General features: G+C 69.0%; 14 protein-coding genes. 7 read left to right on the forward strand and 7 right to left on the reverse strand.

What is annotated here, in order from left to right; genetic code table 11:
- Nucleotides 1-167 precede the first annotated feature (167 nt).
- The 3 genes from OHU89_RS50470 to OHU89_RS50480 all read right to left on the reverse strand — a co-directional run bounded on the left by OHU89_RS50470 (nucleotide 168) and on the right by OHU89_RS50480 (nucleotide 2,804).
- On the reverse strand, nucleotides 168-1,703 hold the full coding sequence (locus OHU89_RS50470; protein ID WP_405654216.1) for an ISKra4 family transposase: 1,536 nt from the start codon (nucleotides 1,701-1,703) through the stop codon (nucleotides 168-170).
- Nucleotides 1,704-1,708: 5 nt separating this feature from the next.
- Nucleotides 1,709-2,188, reverse strand: coding sequence for a hypothetical protein (locus OHU89_RS50475; protein ID WP_405638640.1), 480 nt, complete (start codon nucleotides 2,186-2,188; stop codon nucleotides 1,709-1,711).
- A 256-nt stretch (nucleotides 2,189-2,444) separates the two neighbouring features.
- Nucleotides 2,445-2,804, reverse strand: coding sequence for a hypothetical protein (locus OHU89_RS50480; RefSeq protein WP_405653543.1), 360 nt, complete (start codon nucleotides 2,802-2,804; stop codon nucleotides 2,445-2,447).
- 217 nt (nucleotides 2,805-3,021) lie between these two features.
- On the opposite strand from OHU89_RS50480, the gene OHU89_RS50485 reads away from it, so the two are divergent.
- The gene (locus OHU89_RS50485) at nucleotides 3,022-4,218 is read left to right on the forward strand and encodes an RNA-guided endonuclease InsQ/TnpB family protein (RefSeq protein ID WP_405653546.1); all 1,197 of its coding nucleotides are present in this window, start codon (nucleotides 3,022-3,024) and stop codon (nucleotides 4,216-4,218) included.
- Nucleotides 4,219-4,516: 298 nt separating this feature from the next.
- On the opposite strand, the gene OHU89_RS50490 is transcribed toward OHU89_RS50485, so the two are convergent.
- Nucleotides 4,517-4,942, reverse strand: coding sequence for a hypothetical protein (locus OHU89_RS50490; protein WP_401897499.1), 426 nt, complete (start codon nucleotides 4,940-4,942; stop codon nucleotides 4,517-4,519).
- Nucleotides 4,943-5,366: 424 nt separating this feature from the next.
- On the opposite strand from OHU89_RS50490, the gene OHU89_RS50495 reads away from it, so the two are divergent.
- Nucleotides 5,367-6,584, forward strand: coding sequence for an IS110 family transposase (locus tag OHU89_RS50495; protein ID WP_405644442.1), 1,218 nt, complete (start codon nucleotides 5,367-5,369; stop codon nucleotides 6,582-6,584).
- A gap of 257 nt (nucleotides 6,585-6,841) precedes the next feature.
- Nucleotides 6,842-7,279 (forward strand): DUF4259 domain-containing protein, encoded by a 438-nt coding sequence (locus OHU89_RS50500; protein ID WP_405653550.1) that lies wholly within the window; start codon nucleotides 6,842-6,844, stop codon nucleotides 7,277-7,279.
- 248 nt (nucleotides 7,280-7,527) lie between these two features.
- On the opposite strand, the gene OHU89_RS50505 is transcribed toward OHU89_RS50500, so the two are convergent.
- Complete coding sequence (locus OHU89_RS50505; RefSeq protein ID WP_405653552.1) at nucleotides 7,528-8,292, reverse strand: SDR family oxidoreductase; 765 nt, start codon at nucleotides 8,290-8,292, stop codon at nucleotides 7,528-7,530.
- Nucleotides 8,293-8,344: 52 nt separating this feature from the next.
- Between OHU89_RS50505 and OHU89_RS50510 the strand changes: the two genes are divergently transcribed.
- A complete protein-coding gene (locus OHU89_RS50510; RefSeq protein WP_405653554.1) occupies nucleotides 8,345-8,977 on the forward strand; it encodes a TetR/AcrR family transcriptional regulator in 633 nt (210 codons plus the stop codon).
- A gap of 182 nt (nucleotides 8,978-9,159) precedes the next feature.
- Here OHU89_RS50510 and OHU89_RS50515 read toward each other — a convergent pair whose 3' ends face one another.
- A complete protein-coding gene (locus tag OHU89_RS50515; RefSeq protein ID WP_405653556.1) occupies nucleotides 9,160-9,804 on the reverse strand; it encodes a response regulator in 645 nt (214 codons plus the stop codon).
- Nucleotides 9,792-11,747, reverse strand: coding sequence for an ATP-binding protein (locus tag OHU89_RS50520; protein WP_405653558.1), 1,956 nt, complete (start codon nucleotides 11,745-11,747; stop codon nucleotides 9,792-9,794). The genes OHU89_RS50515 and OHU89_RS50520 overlap by 13 nt, the downstream gene beginning before the upstream one ends.
- Nucleotides 11,748-11,917: 170 nt before the next feature.
- Between OHU89_RS50520 and OHU89_RS50525 the strand changes: the two genes are divergently transcribed.
- The 3 genes from OHU89_RS50525 to OHU89_RS50535 all read left to right on the forward strand — a co-directional run bounded on the left by OHU89_RS50525 (nucleotide 11,918) and on the right by OHU89_RS50535 (nucleotide 14,375).
- Nucleotides 11,918-12,253 (forward strand): hypothetical protein, encoded by a 336-nt coding sequence (locus tag OHU89_RS50525; RefSeq protein ID WP_405653561.1) that lies wholly within the window; start codon nucleotides 11,918-11,920, stop codon nucleotides 12,251-12,253.
- Nucleotides 12,254-12,991: 738 nt separating this feature from the next.
- Complete coding sequence (locus tag OHU89_RS50530; RefSeq protein ID WP_405653563.1) at nucleotides 12,992-13,468, forward strand: hypothetical protein; 477 nt, start codon at nucleotides 12,992-12,994, stop codon at nucleotides 13,466-13,468.
- A gap of 73 nt (nucleotides 13,469-13,541) precedes the next feature.
- Nucleotides 13,542-14,375 (forward strand): transposase family protein, encoded by an 834-nt coding sequence (locus OHU89_RS50535; protein WP_405653565.1) that lies wholly within the window; start codon nucleotides 13,542-13,544, stop codon nucleotides 14,373-14,375.
- Nucleotides 14,376-14,630 lie beyond the last annotated feature (255 nt).

Raw genomic sequence — 14,630 nt, forward strand, 5'->3', positions numbered from 1 at the left:
GTCGACAACAGACCGGCCAACACCGCGCCTGCCACCGTCACGGACAACCAACGCGCATGCCGAGCAGCCACCCGAACCCCCCACACAACCCCCGCGCACCAAACGGCCGGGAGCCACGAACCGATGAACAACAGAAAAGGGTGCAGATCTAATGAGGGCGCTGTCGATCAGGTAGGTATGACCTGGTCGCGGTAGCGCGTCTGGTGGTTGCGGGTGAATTCCTGCTGCTGGTGCCAGGTCCAGTAGGCGTCGAAGTCGCCGTTGGCGCGGACGGCGCGCAGCTTGAGTACGGCTTCAGCTCCGGACAGGCCCCAGCGGGCGCCGGTGATGTCCAGGCGGTCTTTGACCAGGTGCCGGCATGCTCCCTCGATGATTCCGGTGGCGATCGGCCAGCCGCGTTCAAGGGCGGTGTCGTAGTGCAGGTGTTCGGCCTTGCCGGTCAGGTAGTTCACGGCCTCGTCGATGCCTTTGCGCTGGGCGCCACGCAGTCCGGCGGTGCGGGCGGCTTCCTCGATGGCGGCGGCGGTCTGCTGCACGCCGCCGGCCAGGAGGGTGCGGGCGTGGCGGGCGACCCAGGTCTCGGCGGAGGCGTCGCCGTTGTCGTGCAGGCACCAGGCTGCTCGCCACAGATATTCGAGCACGTGGATCAGGTCGACGATGATGTGGACGTCCACGCCGCGCTGTAGTGCTTCGGCCTTGATGAGGTCGATCTGATGGCGGGCCCCGTCGACCAGGACGACCCAGCAACGGCGGTGGCCGGGGTCGCGGTGCTCTGCCTGGTCGAACACGGCGGACACCACCTGCGCGGCGGTGTCGGTCACCGAGCCGCACAACCACTTCGACCGGGCCTTCGGCCCCTGGCGGCGCTCGGGCGTCGCGCCGTGGGCGGCGTCGTCCTGCCGGTCGGGGTCGGCGAAGATGTCGTCCACCGTGCGCGGCGCGGGCTCGGCATCGTAGACGGCTCCCAGGGTGGCCATCCGTTTCCTGCCGTGCTTCTCCCCGGACGCCAGCCGGGTCTTCATCGCGTTGCCGCCCTTGGCGGCCGCAGCCTTCGCGGTGTCCTCACGCAGTGCTTCGGGTCTTATCACCACGCCCTTGCCGTCGACCGACAAGATCAGCGGCGTGGTGCCGGTGCAGGGAGCCGGCACGAGGGCGTCGTAGAACGCGTCGATGTCGACTGCGGCGCCGACGGCGAGTTCCTGGACCTGCCGGTGCCCGATTCCGGAGCCGGTGACGGCGTTGATCCGCTCGCAGGCATCGGCGAAGCTGCCGCGGGCGGACTCGATCGCGGCGAGCCTGGCCAGCCCGTGCGAGTGCAGTGCGTCCGGAAGGTTCAGCACCGCGTCAGCCGGGTGCAGGTCCGCCACCCTGGTGCCGCGGTAGGCGATCCGGACCACGGTGACCTTGCCGAACACCGTGGCCAGCATCCGGCGCCGGCCCCGCTCGATCCGGGAGCGCCCGGCACCGGCAGCGTCCACGACGTCCTCACGGCGCACCTCGTCCCTGGCCCGCAGGGTCAGGTGGTCCTGGAACAACTGCCGGGTGACCTCGCGCATCCGCGCACCCAGCAGGTCCTCCAACCGCGCGTGCGTCATCACCGCAGCTTCCGGAGCCGCCAGCTCCGCACACGCCGCGGCGAACAGACCCGCCGAGGCGGCGAAAGCGTCCTCACACTCCGCGAGCGCACCATCGGACGGCCTCACCACGCTCACCACCCCTGCTTTCGGCCGTCGACCTTGAACAGCCCGGACGAAGGCTCGGCCAGGATTCCGCGCTCCACCAGCCGCTTCAGCTTCGAGCGCATCCCCTCGACGTGCCGCGGCTCGGTCCCCAGACCCAGTTGCCGACAGACCTCTTTGCAGCGCATCGCCGCTCCCGAGGTCGCGAACAAGGCGATGATCTCCCGGTACTCCGGCGACATCACCGTCACATCCAGCTCCGACTCGGCCTTCAACAGCGCCACGGCGACCCCGCCGTCACGCCCACCCGCGCCGTCCGAGCCCGGCACCGGCGAAGACGGCGCGGCCAACACCTCCTCCACCGTCTCCCGCGCGATCTGCAACCGCGCCAGCCGTTCCTCGGCCCCAGACAACTCCTCGGACAGACCAGCGATCTGCTCACGCAGCCGCTCGGCATGGCCCAGTACCTCAGCTCGCCTGGCCTCCAACGCCTCCATCAACGACGGCACACCACACCCACCCTCGCTCAGCACCCGCACGCCTCACGGCGGGCTCGACCCCGGCGACGGTAGAAGTCAGCACGACCGACCACATCCCGAACCTCTGCGAATCACCCCAACGAGGCACCCTCAGAAGATCTACACCCATCCCGAATCACGCGGACATCATCCTCGAACTCCGGCCGCCCCGGGAAGCCGCGAGCTGGGTCTGTCGCCGCCTACCGGCAAGCCCGACATCACGCGTTCAGGGCGTAAGCGAGGCCCCTCAGTGTCCTGGCCTGTTCATGTTCGGGGCACCTGTACGGCGGATCATCTCCACAACCTGCACCGCCTGTTGGCTGTGGGCCCACAGCCGCACCGGCCCGGCGGAGGATTCGCACTCGATCACCAGCGCGCTGGCCGGGAGCCACAACATTTCACGGAGGGTCGTTTCGCGTGCGCGGACGTAGCGCAGGTCTGTCGGGAGTTCGCGCAGCCGCGTCCGCGACCAGCGGGGCTCCCATCGGAACTCGCGTCCGGTGTGCACCCGGCCCAGGCTGTATCGGCGTCCCTCGTCGGGCAGGTTGGCCCCGACCGGGAAGGAGACGGCGATCCCTGCTGCGGCCCGGGCAGCCGTCCGCCGCACGCGCCATGCTACGAATATTGACCCGATCACCATGCCCAGGCAGGTGCAGAAGGCTGCTCTCATCGGAATCCCTTCGTGGATACCCCCGGCTTCAGCCAGGGGAGGCAACGAAACTCCTGCGGAGCAGGGCATGGAGCTGGGATGCGCAGCCAGGGCGGATCGCAGTGCCGTGACCGGCACGTTTGATCGCTGCCTGCGGTCTGGCTAGGTTGTGGGCGTGGCCGTGAACCATGTGAAGCGGGCGTTCAAGTACCGCTTTTATCCGAGTGATGTGCAGGCGGCGGAGCTGTTGCGGACGTTCGGTTGCGTGCGCAAGGTCTACAACCTGGCGCTCGCCGCCCGTACCGAGGCATGGGCACGCAAGGAGCGGGTCAACTACCACCAGACCTCGGCGATGTTGACGGCGTGGAAGAGGACCGAGGAGCTGGCGTTCCTCAACGAGGTGTCGTCGGTGCCGTTGCAGCAGACGCTGCGGCACCTGCAGAGCGCGTTCACCCATTTCTTCGCCAAGCGGGCGAAGTACCCGCGCTTCAAGTCGCGCAAGACGTCGCGGAAGTCGGCGGAGTACACCACCAGCGGGTTCCGCTTCCGCGACGGCGCCCTGACGCTGGCGAAGATGGCGGATCCGCTGGACATCGTGTGGTCGCGGCCGCTGCCCGAGGGGGTGCAGCCGTCCACGGTGACCGTGTCCCAGGACGCGGCCGGGCGCTGGTTCGTCTCGCTGCTGTGCGAGGACCCTAGTGTCAAGGCGCTTCCCGCCACGGACGCGGCCATCGGTATCGATGTCGGTCTGGACCATCTGCTGACCCTGTCCACGGGGGAGAAGGTTGCCAACCCCCGGCATGAGCGCCGTGACCGGGCCCGGCTGGCCACGGCTCAGCGGGAGTTGTCCCGCAAGGCCAAGGGTTCGGCGAACCGGGCCAAGGCCCGCCGGCGCGTCGCCAGGGTCCATGCGCGGATCGCCGGCCGGCGCCGGGATGTGCTTCACCAGCTGACGACTCGGCTCGTGCGTGAAAATCAAACGCTCGTGATCGAGGACCTGACCGTGACCAACATGGTCAAGAACCGGCCGCTCGCCCGGGCCATTGCGGATGCGGGCTGGCGCGAGTTCCGCTCGATGCTGGAGTACAAGGCCGCCTGGTACGGGCGGGAAGTGATCACCGTAGACCGCTTCTTCCCCTCCACCAGGCTGTGTTCCGGTTGCGGCAGCGTGCGGGAGAGGATGCCACTCAGCGTCCGTATCTGGACGTGCGGGAACTGCGGGATGGCCCATGACCGGGACGTGAACGCGGCGAACAACCTTCTGGCCGCCGGGCTGGCGGTTTCTGTCTGTGGAGCCGGTGTAAGACCTCAACGGAGTTCTCCGGGCGGGCAGTCGGCGATGAAACAGAAAGCCCCACGGCGCGAGCCGTAGGAATCCTCCTCGTTCACGAGGAGGAGGAAGTCAAGCGCGAAGTAAAACAGGCGGGCGACGAGAACGGCAGCTTGAGCTGCCTCGAGTTTCCTCGTCCTTCACCACGCGTCAGCGTGAGGTGGGAAAGGCTCACTACCGCGTTGCCCCAAGCGGTTTCCGAGCCGGGCGCGCGGGCCGAGGCGGCCTGGGCGGTGGAGACCCTGGCGGGACACAGCACCGTGTGATGGTGCAGACGGCGACCGGCTGCCGGTCACGGGGACCGGCAGCCGGCGCTCGCCACGGCCGGCGGGCGGACGGGTCAGCTGGCGCTCTCGTGCAGCCAGCCCGAGCACGAGTTCATGTCGTACGTTTGGGTGGGGTATTCACCGAGGCAGACCCGGTACTCGACCCAACCGGACTCCGGAAGGCTCATGTTGATGTCGAGCCGGGATCCATATCCATATTGGTTCCAGTCTCTGATCTGCGTGTTGCCGCTGTCGGACCGGTAGTACATGACCATCACCGAGTGGCCGTCGGCATTGTTGTCCCAGACCAGCAGATGCTCGCCGTCACGGACGAACGACGCCGACCCGTCACAGTAGTTCGGCTCATCGGTGCACAGGTCGCCGGCGTGAGGGCCGGGGTAGGTGACGGTGTAGGTGGAGGCGGAGGCGGGGGCGGCTACCGCGAGTACGGCCAGCATGCCGGCGGCAGCGGCGCCTATGAGCTTGGAGTGCTTCTTCATCCTGGTGATCCTCTGATTGACGGTGTCACACCTGCGGACGGCGAAGTCAACGGGCGGCGGCCGCAGGTGAATCGAGAGCGAACGGATGCTAGCGAAAAGGTTGATCTTGGGCCAGAGGCAGGAGCCGTTTGCTGATCATTCCTCATCGCCGACGCCTCACCCCCCGTTATGTTTTCCGCGGTCCTGCAAGAGGGCCGCTGGCCTCCGGGCCCGGCATGACTGTTCCCCCCTGTCGATGGCATGACCTGGGGGGTGGTGTCACCGGGCCCGGGAGGTGCCGTCGGAGACGCTGATCAGAGGTCCGGCCACCGCCCGGTCCGGCGCAATGCCGGACAGCTCGCGGGCGGCAGGTCTGCATAACGTGGATGCGCGCGTACGACACCACTGCCAAGGCCGGCACGTTCAACTCCCCGGGAAGGGCGCGATGTTCGACACCGAAGACGTGGGCGTGTTCCTCGGCCTGGACGTCGGCAAGACCGCTCACCACGGCCACGGACTCACCCCGGCCGGGAAGAAGGTCTTCGACAAGCAGTTGCCCAACAGCGAGCCGAAACTGCGGGCCGTGTTCGACAAGCTGGCCGCGAAGTTCGGCACCGTCCTGGTGATCGTGGACCAGCCCGCATCCATCGGAGCCCTCCCGCTCACGGTCGCCCGCGACGCGGGCTGCAAGGTCGCCTACCTGCCCGGACTCGCGATGCGCCGGATCGCCGACCTGTATCCGGGCGAGGCCAAGACCGACGCCAAGGACGCCGCCGTGATCGCGGATGCGGCCCGCACCATGCCGCACACCCTGCGCTCGCTGGAACTCACCGACGAGATCACCGCCGAACTCACGGTCCTCGTCGGCTTCGACCAGGACCTCGCGGCCGAGGCCACCCGCACGTCCAACCGGATACGCGGCCTGCTCACCCAGTTCCACCCCAGCCTGGAACGCGTGCTGGGCCCCCGCCTGGACCACCAGGCCGTCACCTGGCTGCTGGAGCGCTACGGCTCCCCGGCCGCGCTGCGCAAAGCCGGCCGCCGCAGGCTCGTTGAGCTGATCCGGCCCAAGGCCCCGCGCATGGCCGCCCGGCTGATCGACGACGTCTTCGCCGCGCTCGACGAACAGACGGTGATCGTGCCCGGCACCGGCACCCTCGACATCGTGATTCCCTCCCTGGCCGCATCGCTCGCCGCTGTCCACGCACAGCGCCGGGCCCTGGAGACGCAGATCAACGCCCTGCTGGAGGCTCACCCTCTTTCCGCGGTCCTGACGTCGATGCCCGGCGTCGGCGTCAGGACCGCCGCAGTCCTGCTGGTCACCGTCGGCGACGGCACCAGCTTCCCCACCGCCGCCCACCTCGCCTCCTACGCCGGACTCGCCCCGGCGACCAGGTCGTCCGGGACCTCGATCCACGGCGAACACGCACCCAGAGGCGGAAACCGGCAGCTCAAACGTGCCATGTTCCTCTCCGCCTTCGCCTGCATGAACGCCGATCCCGCCTCCCGCGCCTACTACGACAAACAACGCGCCCGCGGCAAAACCCACACCCAGGCCCTTCTCCGCCTCGCCCGCCAACGCATCAGCGTCCTGTTCGCCATGCTCCGGGACGGCACCTTCTACGAACCCCGCACGCCCGTGGACATCGAACTCGCCGCATGACCCCAGCAAGACCGAATCACCCAAAGCCCGACAGGGGTGCCTTGACGAAGGACATAGAGGCACCCCGCGTCCGGAACTCGAGGCCGGATGCGCATGGCCTTCAGCACGCCCAGGCCGCCCCGGCCCAAACAATGCTCAAGCGGCAGATGCACGGTCGCGCGGGCTTCAAGCTCCTGCGTAAGCGTGTACTGCTTGCCTCCTGACCTCACTGTCGGTGGCCAATGCGACGATCCCTCAATGGCCAAGCGGGGAGAGAAATGGGCACCTGGGACATCGGCCCCTTCGACAATGACACCGCCGCCGACTTCGGAAGTGACCTGGACGAGGCAGCCCTGGAAGAACGCGAAACCCTGATCCGCGGCGCGCTCAAACGCGCCGCTGGCCCTGGGGGCTTCCTGGACACTTCCGACGGCGAGCGAGCAGTGGCCGCGGCCGCTCTGGTCGTTGCTCAGCACCCTGATGGCGAACTCGCGTGGTTGGACTACGGTCCGTCAGAGCCGCTGCCAGAGTTGCCCGCAGACCTGCGAACGCTCGCCGTCGATGCGCTGGACCAAGTGGCCTCCGAGCGGTCTGAACTCGCCGAACTTTGGGACGACGCTGCGAACGGCCCGAAGTGGCGCCACGACCTCAACCGCCTTCGCGGTGTCCTGGACCCTAAGGTGCCTCCACAAGAGGAAGCGCTCTTCGACATCTAAGTGATCACCCACAGTCACGGGTCACAGAAATTGGACTAGAGTCCGAGAACCGACAGCACCTGTACACGAGATGGGGCGGCGCTCGGAGCGCCGCAGAAACCGAACTGTTCACGACGTCAGGCAGCGCGAACCCCCGGTCGACGTGGCCCGCCAGACGGGTTCCCGCGCGGGCTCTGCGGACGGATGTCACGGAGCTGGAACGCTGCGTGGAGCTGCATGGCGCGCCGCCGTTGCTCGGCCGTGATTGGTCAGAGGTGTGGGCCGAGGAAGAGTCCGCCGCTGGCGTCGATGGTCTGGCCGGTGACCCAGCGGGCGGCGTCGGAGGTGAGGAAGGCGACCACGTCGGCTACGTCATCGGGCCCGCCCAGCCGGTTGAGCGCCGTCATGTTGGATATCTGTTCGGCGAGGCCCGGCACGTCGAAGACGGCTCCGTTGGTCGCCGTCCGGGTGGCCCCGGGAGCGACCGCGTTCACTGTGATTCCCCGGGGGCCGAGTTGGGCGGCGAGGGTCTTGCTCATGGTCTCGATCGCGCCCTTCGTCATGGCGAACGATGTCTGGGACGAGTTGGCCATCCGGGTGGCCATCGACGAGATGGAGATGATCCTGGCGCCGTCGCGCAGCAGTGGCAGCGCGCGTTCGATGATGAAGTACGGCGCTCTCACGTTCACCGCGAACAAGTGGTCGAACTGTGCCCGGGTCGTCTCGCCGAGCGGGCCGGCCGGTGCGGCTGCCGCGTTGTTGACGAGGATGTCGAGCGGCCTACCGGTCAGGCCGGCCTCCACGCCGGCGAAAAGTGTCTCGACGTCACCGTCCACGCCCAGTTCGGCTCGGACGGCGAAGCCGGTCCCGCCGGCGCGTTCCATTGCGGCGACCGTCGCCGCCGCCCCGCTCTCATCCGTGCCGAAGTGCACGATGACCGTGGCCCCTTCGGCCGCGAGTCGAGCCGCGATTGCCTGCCCGATGCCGCGCGACGCGCCGGTCACCAGCGCCGTTCTGCCCATCAAGTCGCCCACGCCTTCACCCCACCCATGTGTTAGTTACTAACATGATGGTAGTGTCTAGCATATGAGTGAGCGGCATCCAACCCTGCGGGAACGACGACGATCCGAGACCCGGCGCCTGGTCCAAGCGCACGCGGTGCGGCTGTTCACCGACCACGGCTACGACGCGGTGACGGTGGCTGACGTCGCCGAGGCCGCCGGCGTCTCGGCCATGACCGTGTACCGGCACTTCCCCACCAAGGAAGACCTCGTCCTCATCGACCAGCCCGCCCAGCTCATCGCCGAGCACGTCGCCGCGTCCTCCGCGACGCAACCCCTGGTGCAGCGCGTCGGCAGCGCCGTCATCGACGCGGCCGCGGCCTTGACCGGCGGCAACGGGGACGAACAGGCGGCGAACGAGCTGTTCTTGCTGGACTGCCTCCGGCTCATGGTCTCAACGCCTGCGCTGCGGGCCCGGCACCTCGACAGCCAGTACGCGCTGCAACAGGCCATCGTCAACGCCCTCGAGGCCGACGCCACCGATCCCGACGCCACATTCCGCGCCCAGGCGGCAACCAGCGCCTGCCTCGCCGCGATGCACACCGCGCTGACGCGTTGGGCCGAGAGCGACGGACACCCCAAGCTGCCCGACCTGATCGCACAGGCGCTCTCCGCGTCCTTCGGTGATGACGCCGTCCCAACCCGCCGGAAGGACTGAGACGGCCCCTGCCCGCCGTGGGAACTGCTCCCACTCGGCCGACTCCCTTGTTGACGCGCTGCCGCCGCCGAGCAATACGGACCGGGCGCTCAATCCTGACTTGACCACCGAACACAGCGCGGCTTCGGTGCGAACCAGCTCCACCATGCGCTTCGCTGGAGGGTTTGCCATGGTCGGCCGGCCTATCTGGCCCCTCGGGCCGTGAGGTAGGCGAGGACGGCCAGGACACGGCGGTTGTGTTCCGTGCTGGTGCCGAGGCTCAGCTTCGCCATGATCGAGGCGACATGGGTTTCCACGGTCCGCTCGGTCAGCCACAGCCGTCGCGCGACGCCCAGATTGGTGTGGCCTTCGGCCATCAGGGCCAGGACCTCCAGTTCGCGTGGGGTGAGCGCGGCGAGGGGGTCGCGGCGGACGCCGATGACGCGGGCGACGACTTCGGGATCCAGCGCGGTGCCGCCCGCGGCGACCCGGACCAGGGCGTCGAGGAAGTCGTCGACGTCCAAGACCCGGTCCTTGAGGAGGTAGCCGAAGCGGCCCTGGGCGACCAGTTCCACGGCGTTACGGGTCTCGATGTGCTGCGAGAGCAGCACGATGCCGAGTTCGGGACGGGTCTTGCGGATCTGCCGGGCTGCGCGCGCGCCGTCGTCGGTGAGGTCCGGCGGCATGCGGATGTCGATCACGGCTAGGTCGGGGCGGTGTTCCAGGACGGCGGCCACGAGCGCGGGCGCGTCGGCGGCGCGGGCGACGATGTCGTGGCCGGCGTCCGCGAGGAGCCGCGCCAGGCCCTCCCGGAACAGGGCGGAGTCCTCACCGATCACGATACGCATGGCAGCACCGCCCTGACGGTCGTCCCTTGGCCGGGGCCGCTGGTGATGTGCAGGACGCCACCGAGGGCGGCGACCCGGTCCCTGAGTCCCGCGAGCCCCGATCCCCGGCGGGGGTCGGCGCCGCCGCGCCCGTCGTCCTCGACGCTCACGTGCAGCGTTCCGTCGTCGTCAGCGCCGACGACGACCCCGATGTTCGTGGCCTTGGCGTGCTTGACGGCGTTGGTGACGGCCTCGCTGGCGACGTAGTACGCGGTGGTGGCGACGTCGTCGGGCAGGACACGTCCCTCCAGTCGCCAGTCGAGCCGCACGGGAGCCCTGAGCGTCAGGGACTCCAAGGCGGGGCCGAGGCCGTCGTCGAGGGAGCTGGGCCGCAGGCCGTGCGCCAGTTCACGCAATTCCGCGACGGCCGTGCCCAGTTCGGCCACGGCCTGGTCGAGGAGTCCGTCGACGTCGACACTGCCGTCGTCGAGATGGCGCTGCGCGAGCCGCAACGCCATGCCGAGGCTGACCAGCCGTGACTGGGCGCCATCGTGCAGGTCCCGTTCCAGGCGGCGGCGTTCGCGGTATCCGGTCCGCAGCAGCCGGCCGCGACTGGCCTCCGCTTCGCCGAGCGCCTGGCGCAGTTCGAGCCGGAGCCGTACGGTCTCGACGAGCAGCGCGCTGGCGTCGGCCACCTCGCGCGGACAGGGCCCGTCGAGGATCCCGATGGCCCGCCCGGCGAGCCGCACCTCGATGCCCCCGGCCACCGGCGAGCCGGACATGTCGTGGAACTCCGTGCCGCCCGGCAGCAGAAAGCCGACCCGCAGGCCGGGTTGGCGCAGGGCGTCCCGCAGCACCTCCTCCAGCTGCTCGGGCCGGGCCCGCCCGGCGTGCACCTCGCGCTCGAGCGCGGCCACGGCCGCCAGGGCCCGCTCCCGCACGGGATAGAAACGCCGGTCCACCGAGCGGCGGAGGCGGTTCTTAGCCGGTACGAGGACGATGGCGACCAGCGCCGTCACCCCGGCCGACACCACCGCACTGCCCCGCCCCAGCGCGAGGCCGCCGGTGAAGGACACCGCGCTGTAGACGGCGAGCAGCCCGGCACTCAGCAGGCCCCAGGTCACTATGGCGCTGGTGGTGCGGTCCACGTCGTACAGGTCGTGGCGCAGGATCGCGAGCGCGGTGAGCGAGGGCACGCCGATCGCGAGAGCGGCCAGACCCACCCAGATCAGGGCGGTGAGCTCGCCGAACAGCAGGTAGTTGACCCAGCAGAGCAGCAGCGTGCCGGGCAGCGCGACCGCGCCCAGCCTGAACCACTTCAGCTGCGCCCGTTCGACCGGGCCGCCCGTGCGATAGCGGTGGCGCATCACCAGCGCCGACGAGATGAGCAAGGCCATGAACAGCACGAGCAGGGGCAGCACAAGGAGCCAGATCACCGGCGCCGGCAGGGTGGGCAGAGGGTGCCCGAACTCCTCGAACGGCGGGTCGTACGCGGTCGGATCGAGGGCGGCGACGAGGATGAAGGCCGGGGTGACGCTCAGCACGCCGTAGAGCACCAGCCGAGGGAAGCGGCCGGGAGGCAGCCGGCCGCCGGGAAAGTACAGCATCAGCAGCAGCACCGGCGCGTACCAGAGCGTCCACAGCCCCGCGGCCAGTTGATGGATCGCTTCGGCGCCCGGCAGCGGGCGGGACAGGCTCACCTCGGCGTAGGCGTCGAGAAGGGTCTGCACCGGCGGCACCAGACCGATGAACGTGAGCAGGAATCCCACGAGGTTGGCGGGGCGGCGTCGGGAGACGAACAGCCCGAGGCCGGTGGCGAGCGCGCCGGCGAGCACCGCCGAGACGAGCGCGAACACGAGCCCGGCCGAGACGTCCGGCGCGGCGGCCGTCACGGCGCAGCACGCCACGCTCACCACGGCGGTGAGCGAGGCCGTGGCCGACGAGAGACGACGGGGCCAGGACATGGGCACACGGTAGTGGCGCAACAAGGCGCCCGGTATCCGTACAGGCACGGATACCGGGTCCCGTGCGAGCACCGATGTGGCCAGCACCTGCGCTCCGGGACAGTTCAGGCACGGCATCCCTCCGGACGGTTCAACCGCCGGACGGACCACACTTGGAAGGGAAAGTCCTCATGAGCGCAACTGTCCGACGCACCGCCTACGCCCTCGCGGCCGCTGTCTCCGCCCTCTTCGCCCTGGTCGTGGTCACCTCGGCCCCGGCCGACGCGGCGGCCTCCTCCTCGTTCGTCAAGACGATGTACTTCTCGAACCAGGCGACGCTCTACTGCCCTGACGGCTGGGTGGCCACGGGCGGCGGCGTGGGAGCGGATAATCCCTCCACCACGCACGTGGGCCGCACCGAGCCGGTGCAGAACTCCGCCCGCACGCCCATCGGCTGGAAGGGCGATCTGAAGACATCGAGCGGTGCCGGGGGCTCGGGCACGCTCTACGTCATCTGCGCAGTCTGACCCACGGCGAACCTATCCTCCACCAGCGGCGCCACGACCATCGTGGCGCCGCTGCCTGCGATGAGTGGTCGGCGGATGCTGCCGGACACCGGACCCTGCCGCGAAGCCGGCCCTTGGCCCTCGGGACTCGTGCCAGCACGGATGTGTCAGCACTCCGTCCCCTTTGAGTACGGAACTCGATGTCGTCGCCTAGTTTTTCTGAGTGGTTGCCGTCGTTGCGAGCTGGGGCTTCTCTGTTTTCCTGAGGGGGGTTTCGGGGTGGCTGCGGTGCTCGGAGTGAGGACTGAGGGGGAGTCGCTGTCTGACCTGCGTGTATGTGGTGTGTGCAGGTTGATTGAGCGGTGTGCGGTTTCCGTGGGCCGCTACTTGGTGCGACGGCCGCGCAGGCTGTGGCCGCGTCGCGGTGGTGCATGTGCTGCTGGAGACGCGTGAACGCGAGCCGGCCCGCCTCCCACACGATGAGCTCGCCGTCGACCCCCGTATCGTCCGGCAGCTGATGGACTGCCTCCTCATCCCACTTCCCGGGCCGGAGCTATCGCCATGAATGAGCCCCAACCATTGAGGCTGCGCCAAGCTCGTCTCTGCAGTTCAGTGGGGCTGGTGTGATGCGCCGGTGAGGTGCTCACGCTGACAGGTGGCCTGATTGTTAGCACGAGATCGTCTGGCGTGGGCGTTCTCGCGGGTTCTGGCGTGAGGGTCGGGGGCTGCTGCGTAGGTTCCGCGTCGGGAGGAATGTTCATGACGGACGTACTGACGTGGACGATCGAGCGGCGGCTTGAGCTGGCGAAACGTGCCGAACTCCTGCGCAAGGAGCTGGGTGAACTCGAGCTGGAGGTGGCCCGGTTGGAGGCCGCCGAGGTGGTGTTCGGGCAATGGTCCGAGGCCACCGACGGTGGACGGCGACCGCCGGGCTTCGTGTCGCCGGGGCCGGAGCCGGAGCCGGTTGCTGTGACGGTGGGCCCGGGTGCGGGCGGGATGCGGGTGGTGCCCGATCGCGTCGAGGGGATGGGGCTGGAGGCCCTGACCTCGGAGTACCGCCGGATCATGGAGATCGTGGCCGGGGCGGACGGTCCGGTGATGGCCAAGGATGTCGCCCTCGCGCTGGGCCGGGAGACGACCCCGGCGAAGATCGAGCCGGTCCGGGGCCAGCTGCGCAAACTCTCCGACCGTGGCTGGCTCGTCCGCACCGCATCGGGCCGCTACCGACCCCGCTGACCAGCGGTGTCGACGGCCGGACGGGCCGATTCCTGCCGTAACGCGAGGGCCCCCGGCGGGAGTTGGTAGATGTGTGAGCAAAAACCAGCCCGCCGGGGACACTCAGGAAGTTGTCTACCAGGTCCGCCTCCCGCTGTCGAAGCGGACCATCAGCCTCGTCGCCGACCTGATACGCCGGCGCCGGAACCAGATGCGCTCGCCCTGGCGCAAGGCCGAACCCGGCCGGCAGGCCGTCATCGTGCTCGCCGTCCTGCGCCACGACCAGCGTCTGGCCGACATGGCCGGCGGCAACGGTGTCGGGGAGTCCACCGTCCGCCGCTGGGTGAAGGAAGTCGTGAAGCTGCTGGCCGCCCGGTCCCCGCGCCTGGACCGGGCGTTGAAGAAGATCGCCCGCAGCGGCGGGGTCGTGGTCCTCCTCGACGGCACCCTGATCCGCACCCACCGCCGCACCGGGAAGGACGACCGGAAGAACTACTCAGGCAAGCACAAGGCCCATGGCCTGCTGTTTCTCGCGCTGACCGATGAGAAGGGCAACCTGATCTGGATCTCCGCGGCCAGGCCCGGCCGGTCCAGCGAGATCACCACCGCCCGCCACAACAAGATCACCGGACACCTGCGGGAAGCCGGCCTCGGTGCCCTGGCCGACCTCGGCTTCGTCGGCCTCGACGACAAACCCGACGACGACCCGGTGATCATCACCGGCCGCAAGGCCACCCGCAACCACCAGCTGACCGCTGCCGAGAAGGAGACGAACCGCCTGGTCAGCCGCGAACGCGCCGCCAACGAACACGGCTTCGCGAACCTCAAGTCATGGCGGACCCTGACCAAGCTCCGCACCGACACCCGGCAGGCCACCACGCTCCTGCGAGCCCTGCTCGTCCTGGCGAACAGCGAAGTACAGCGGTGACGGGACGGGCGGACGATCTCGCCCCGACGATCATTCCGCCTACCAGCGTGAGGACCTCACCGGCGCATCACACCAGCCCCACTGAACTGCAAAAACGAGCTTGGCGCAGCCTCACTGGGAGGCGTCAACGCCTACCAACTTGCCGCTCGCTACCCGCACTTGGTCCGCGCTCTGATCATCGAAGACATCGGCGCCGAGGTCGATGATGACCTGTCATTCAGCCTGTCCTGGCCGCATCGAGCCCCGACCCGCGCC

Source organism: Streptomyces sp. NBC_00019 (genome assembly GCF_045041015.1).
GTDB lineage: Bacteria > Actinomycetota > Actinomycetes > Streptomycetales > Streptomycetaceae > Streptomyces.

What these genes read in the sequence shown, in the direction of transcription:
- OHU89_RS50490 (WP_401897499.1), bottom strand. Translation starts at nt 4,942, where the DNA reads ATGAAGAAGCACTCCAAGCTCATAGGCGCCGCTGCCGCCGGCATGCTG.
- OHU89_RS50495 (WP_405644442.1), top strand. Translation starts at nt 5,367, where the DNA reads ATGTTCGACACCGAAGACGTGGGCGTGTTCCTCGGCCTGGACGTCGGC.
- OHU89_RS50500 (WP_405653550.1), top strand. Translation starts at nt 6,842, where the DNA reads ATGGGCACCTGGGACATCGGCCCCTTCGACAATGACACCGCCGCCGAC.
- OHU89_RS50510 (WP_405653554.1), top strand. Translation starts at nt 8,345, where the DNA reads ATGAGTGAGCGGCATCCAACCCTGCGGGAACGACGACGATCCGAGACC.
- OHU89_RS50515 (WP_405653556.1), bottom strand. Translation starts at nt 9,804, where the DNA reads ATGCGTATCGTGATCGGTGAGGACTCCGCCCTGTTCCGGGAGGGCCTG.
- OHU89_RS50520 (WP_405653558.1), bottom strand. Translation starts at nt 11,747, where the DNA reads ATGTCCTGGCCCCGTCGTCTCTCGTCGGCCACGGCCTCGCTCACCGCC.
- OHU89_RS50525 (WP_405653561.1), top strand. Translation starts at nt 11,918, where the DNA reads ATGAGCGCAACTGTCCGACGCACCGCCTACGCCCTCGCGGCCGCTGTC.
- OHU89_RS50530 (WP_405653563.1), top strand. Translation starts at nt 12,992, where the DNA reads ATGACGGACGTACTGACGTGGACGATCGAGCGGCGGCTTGAGCTGGCG.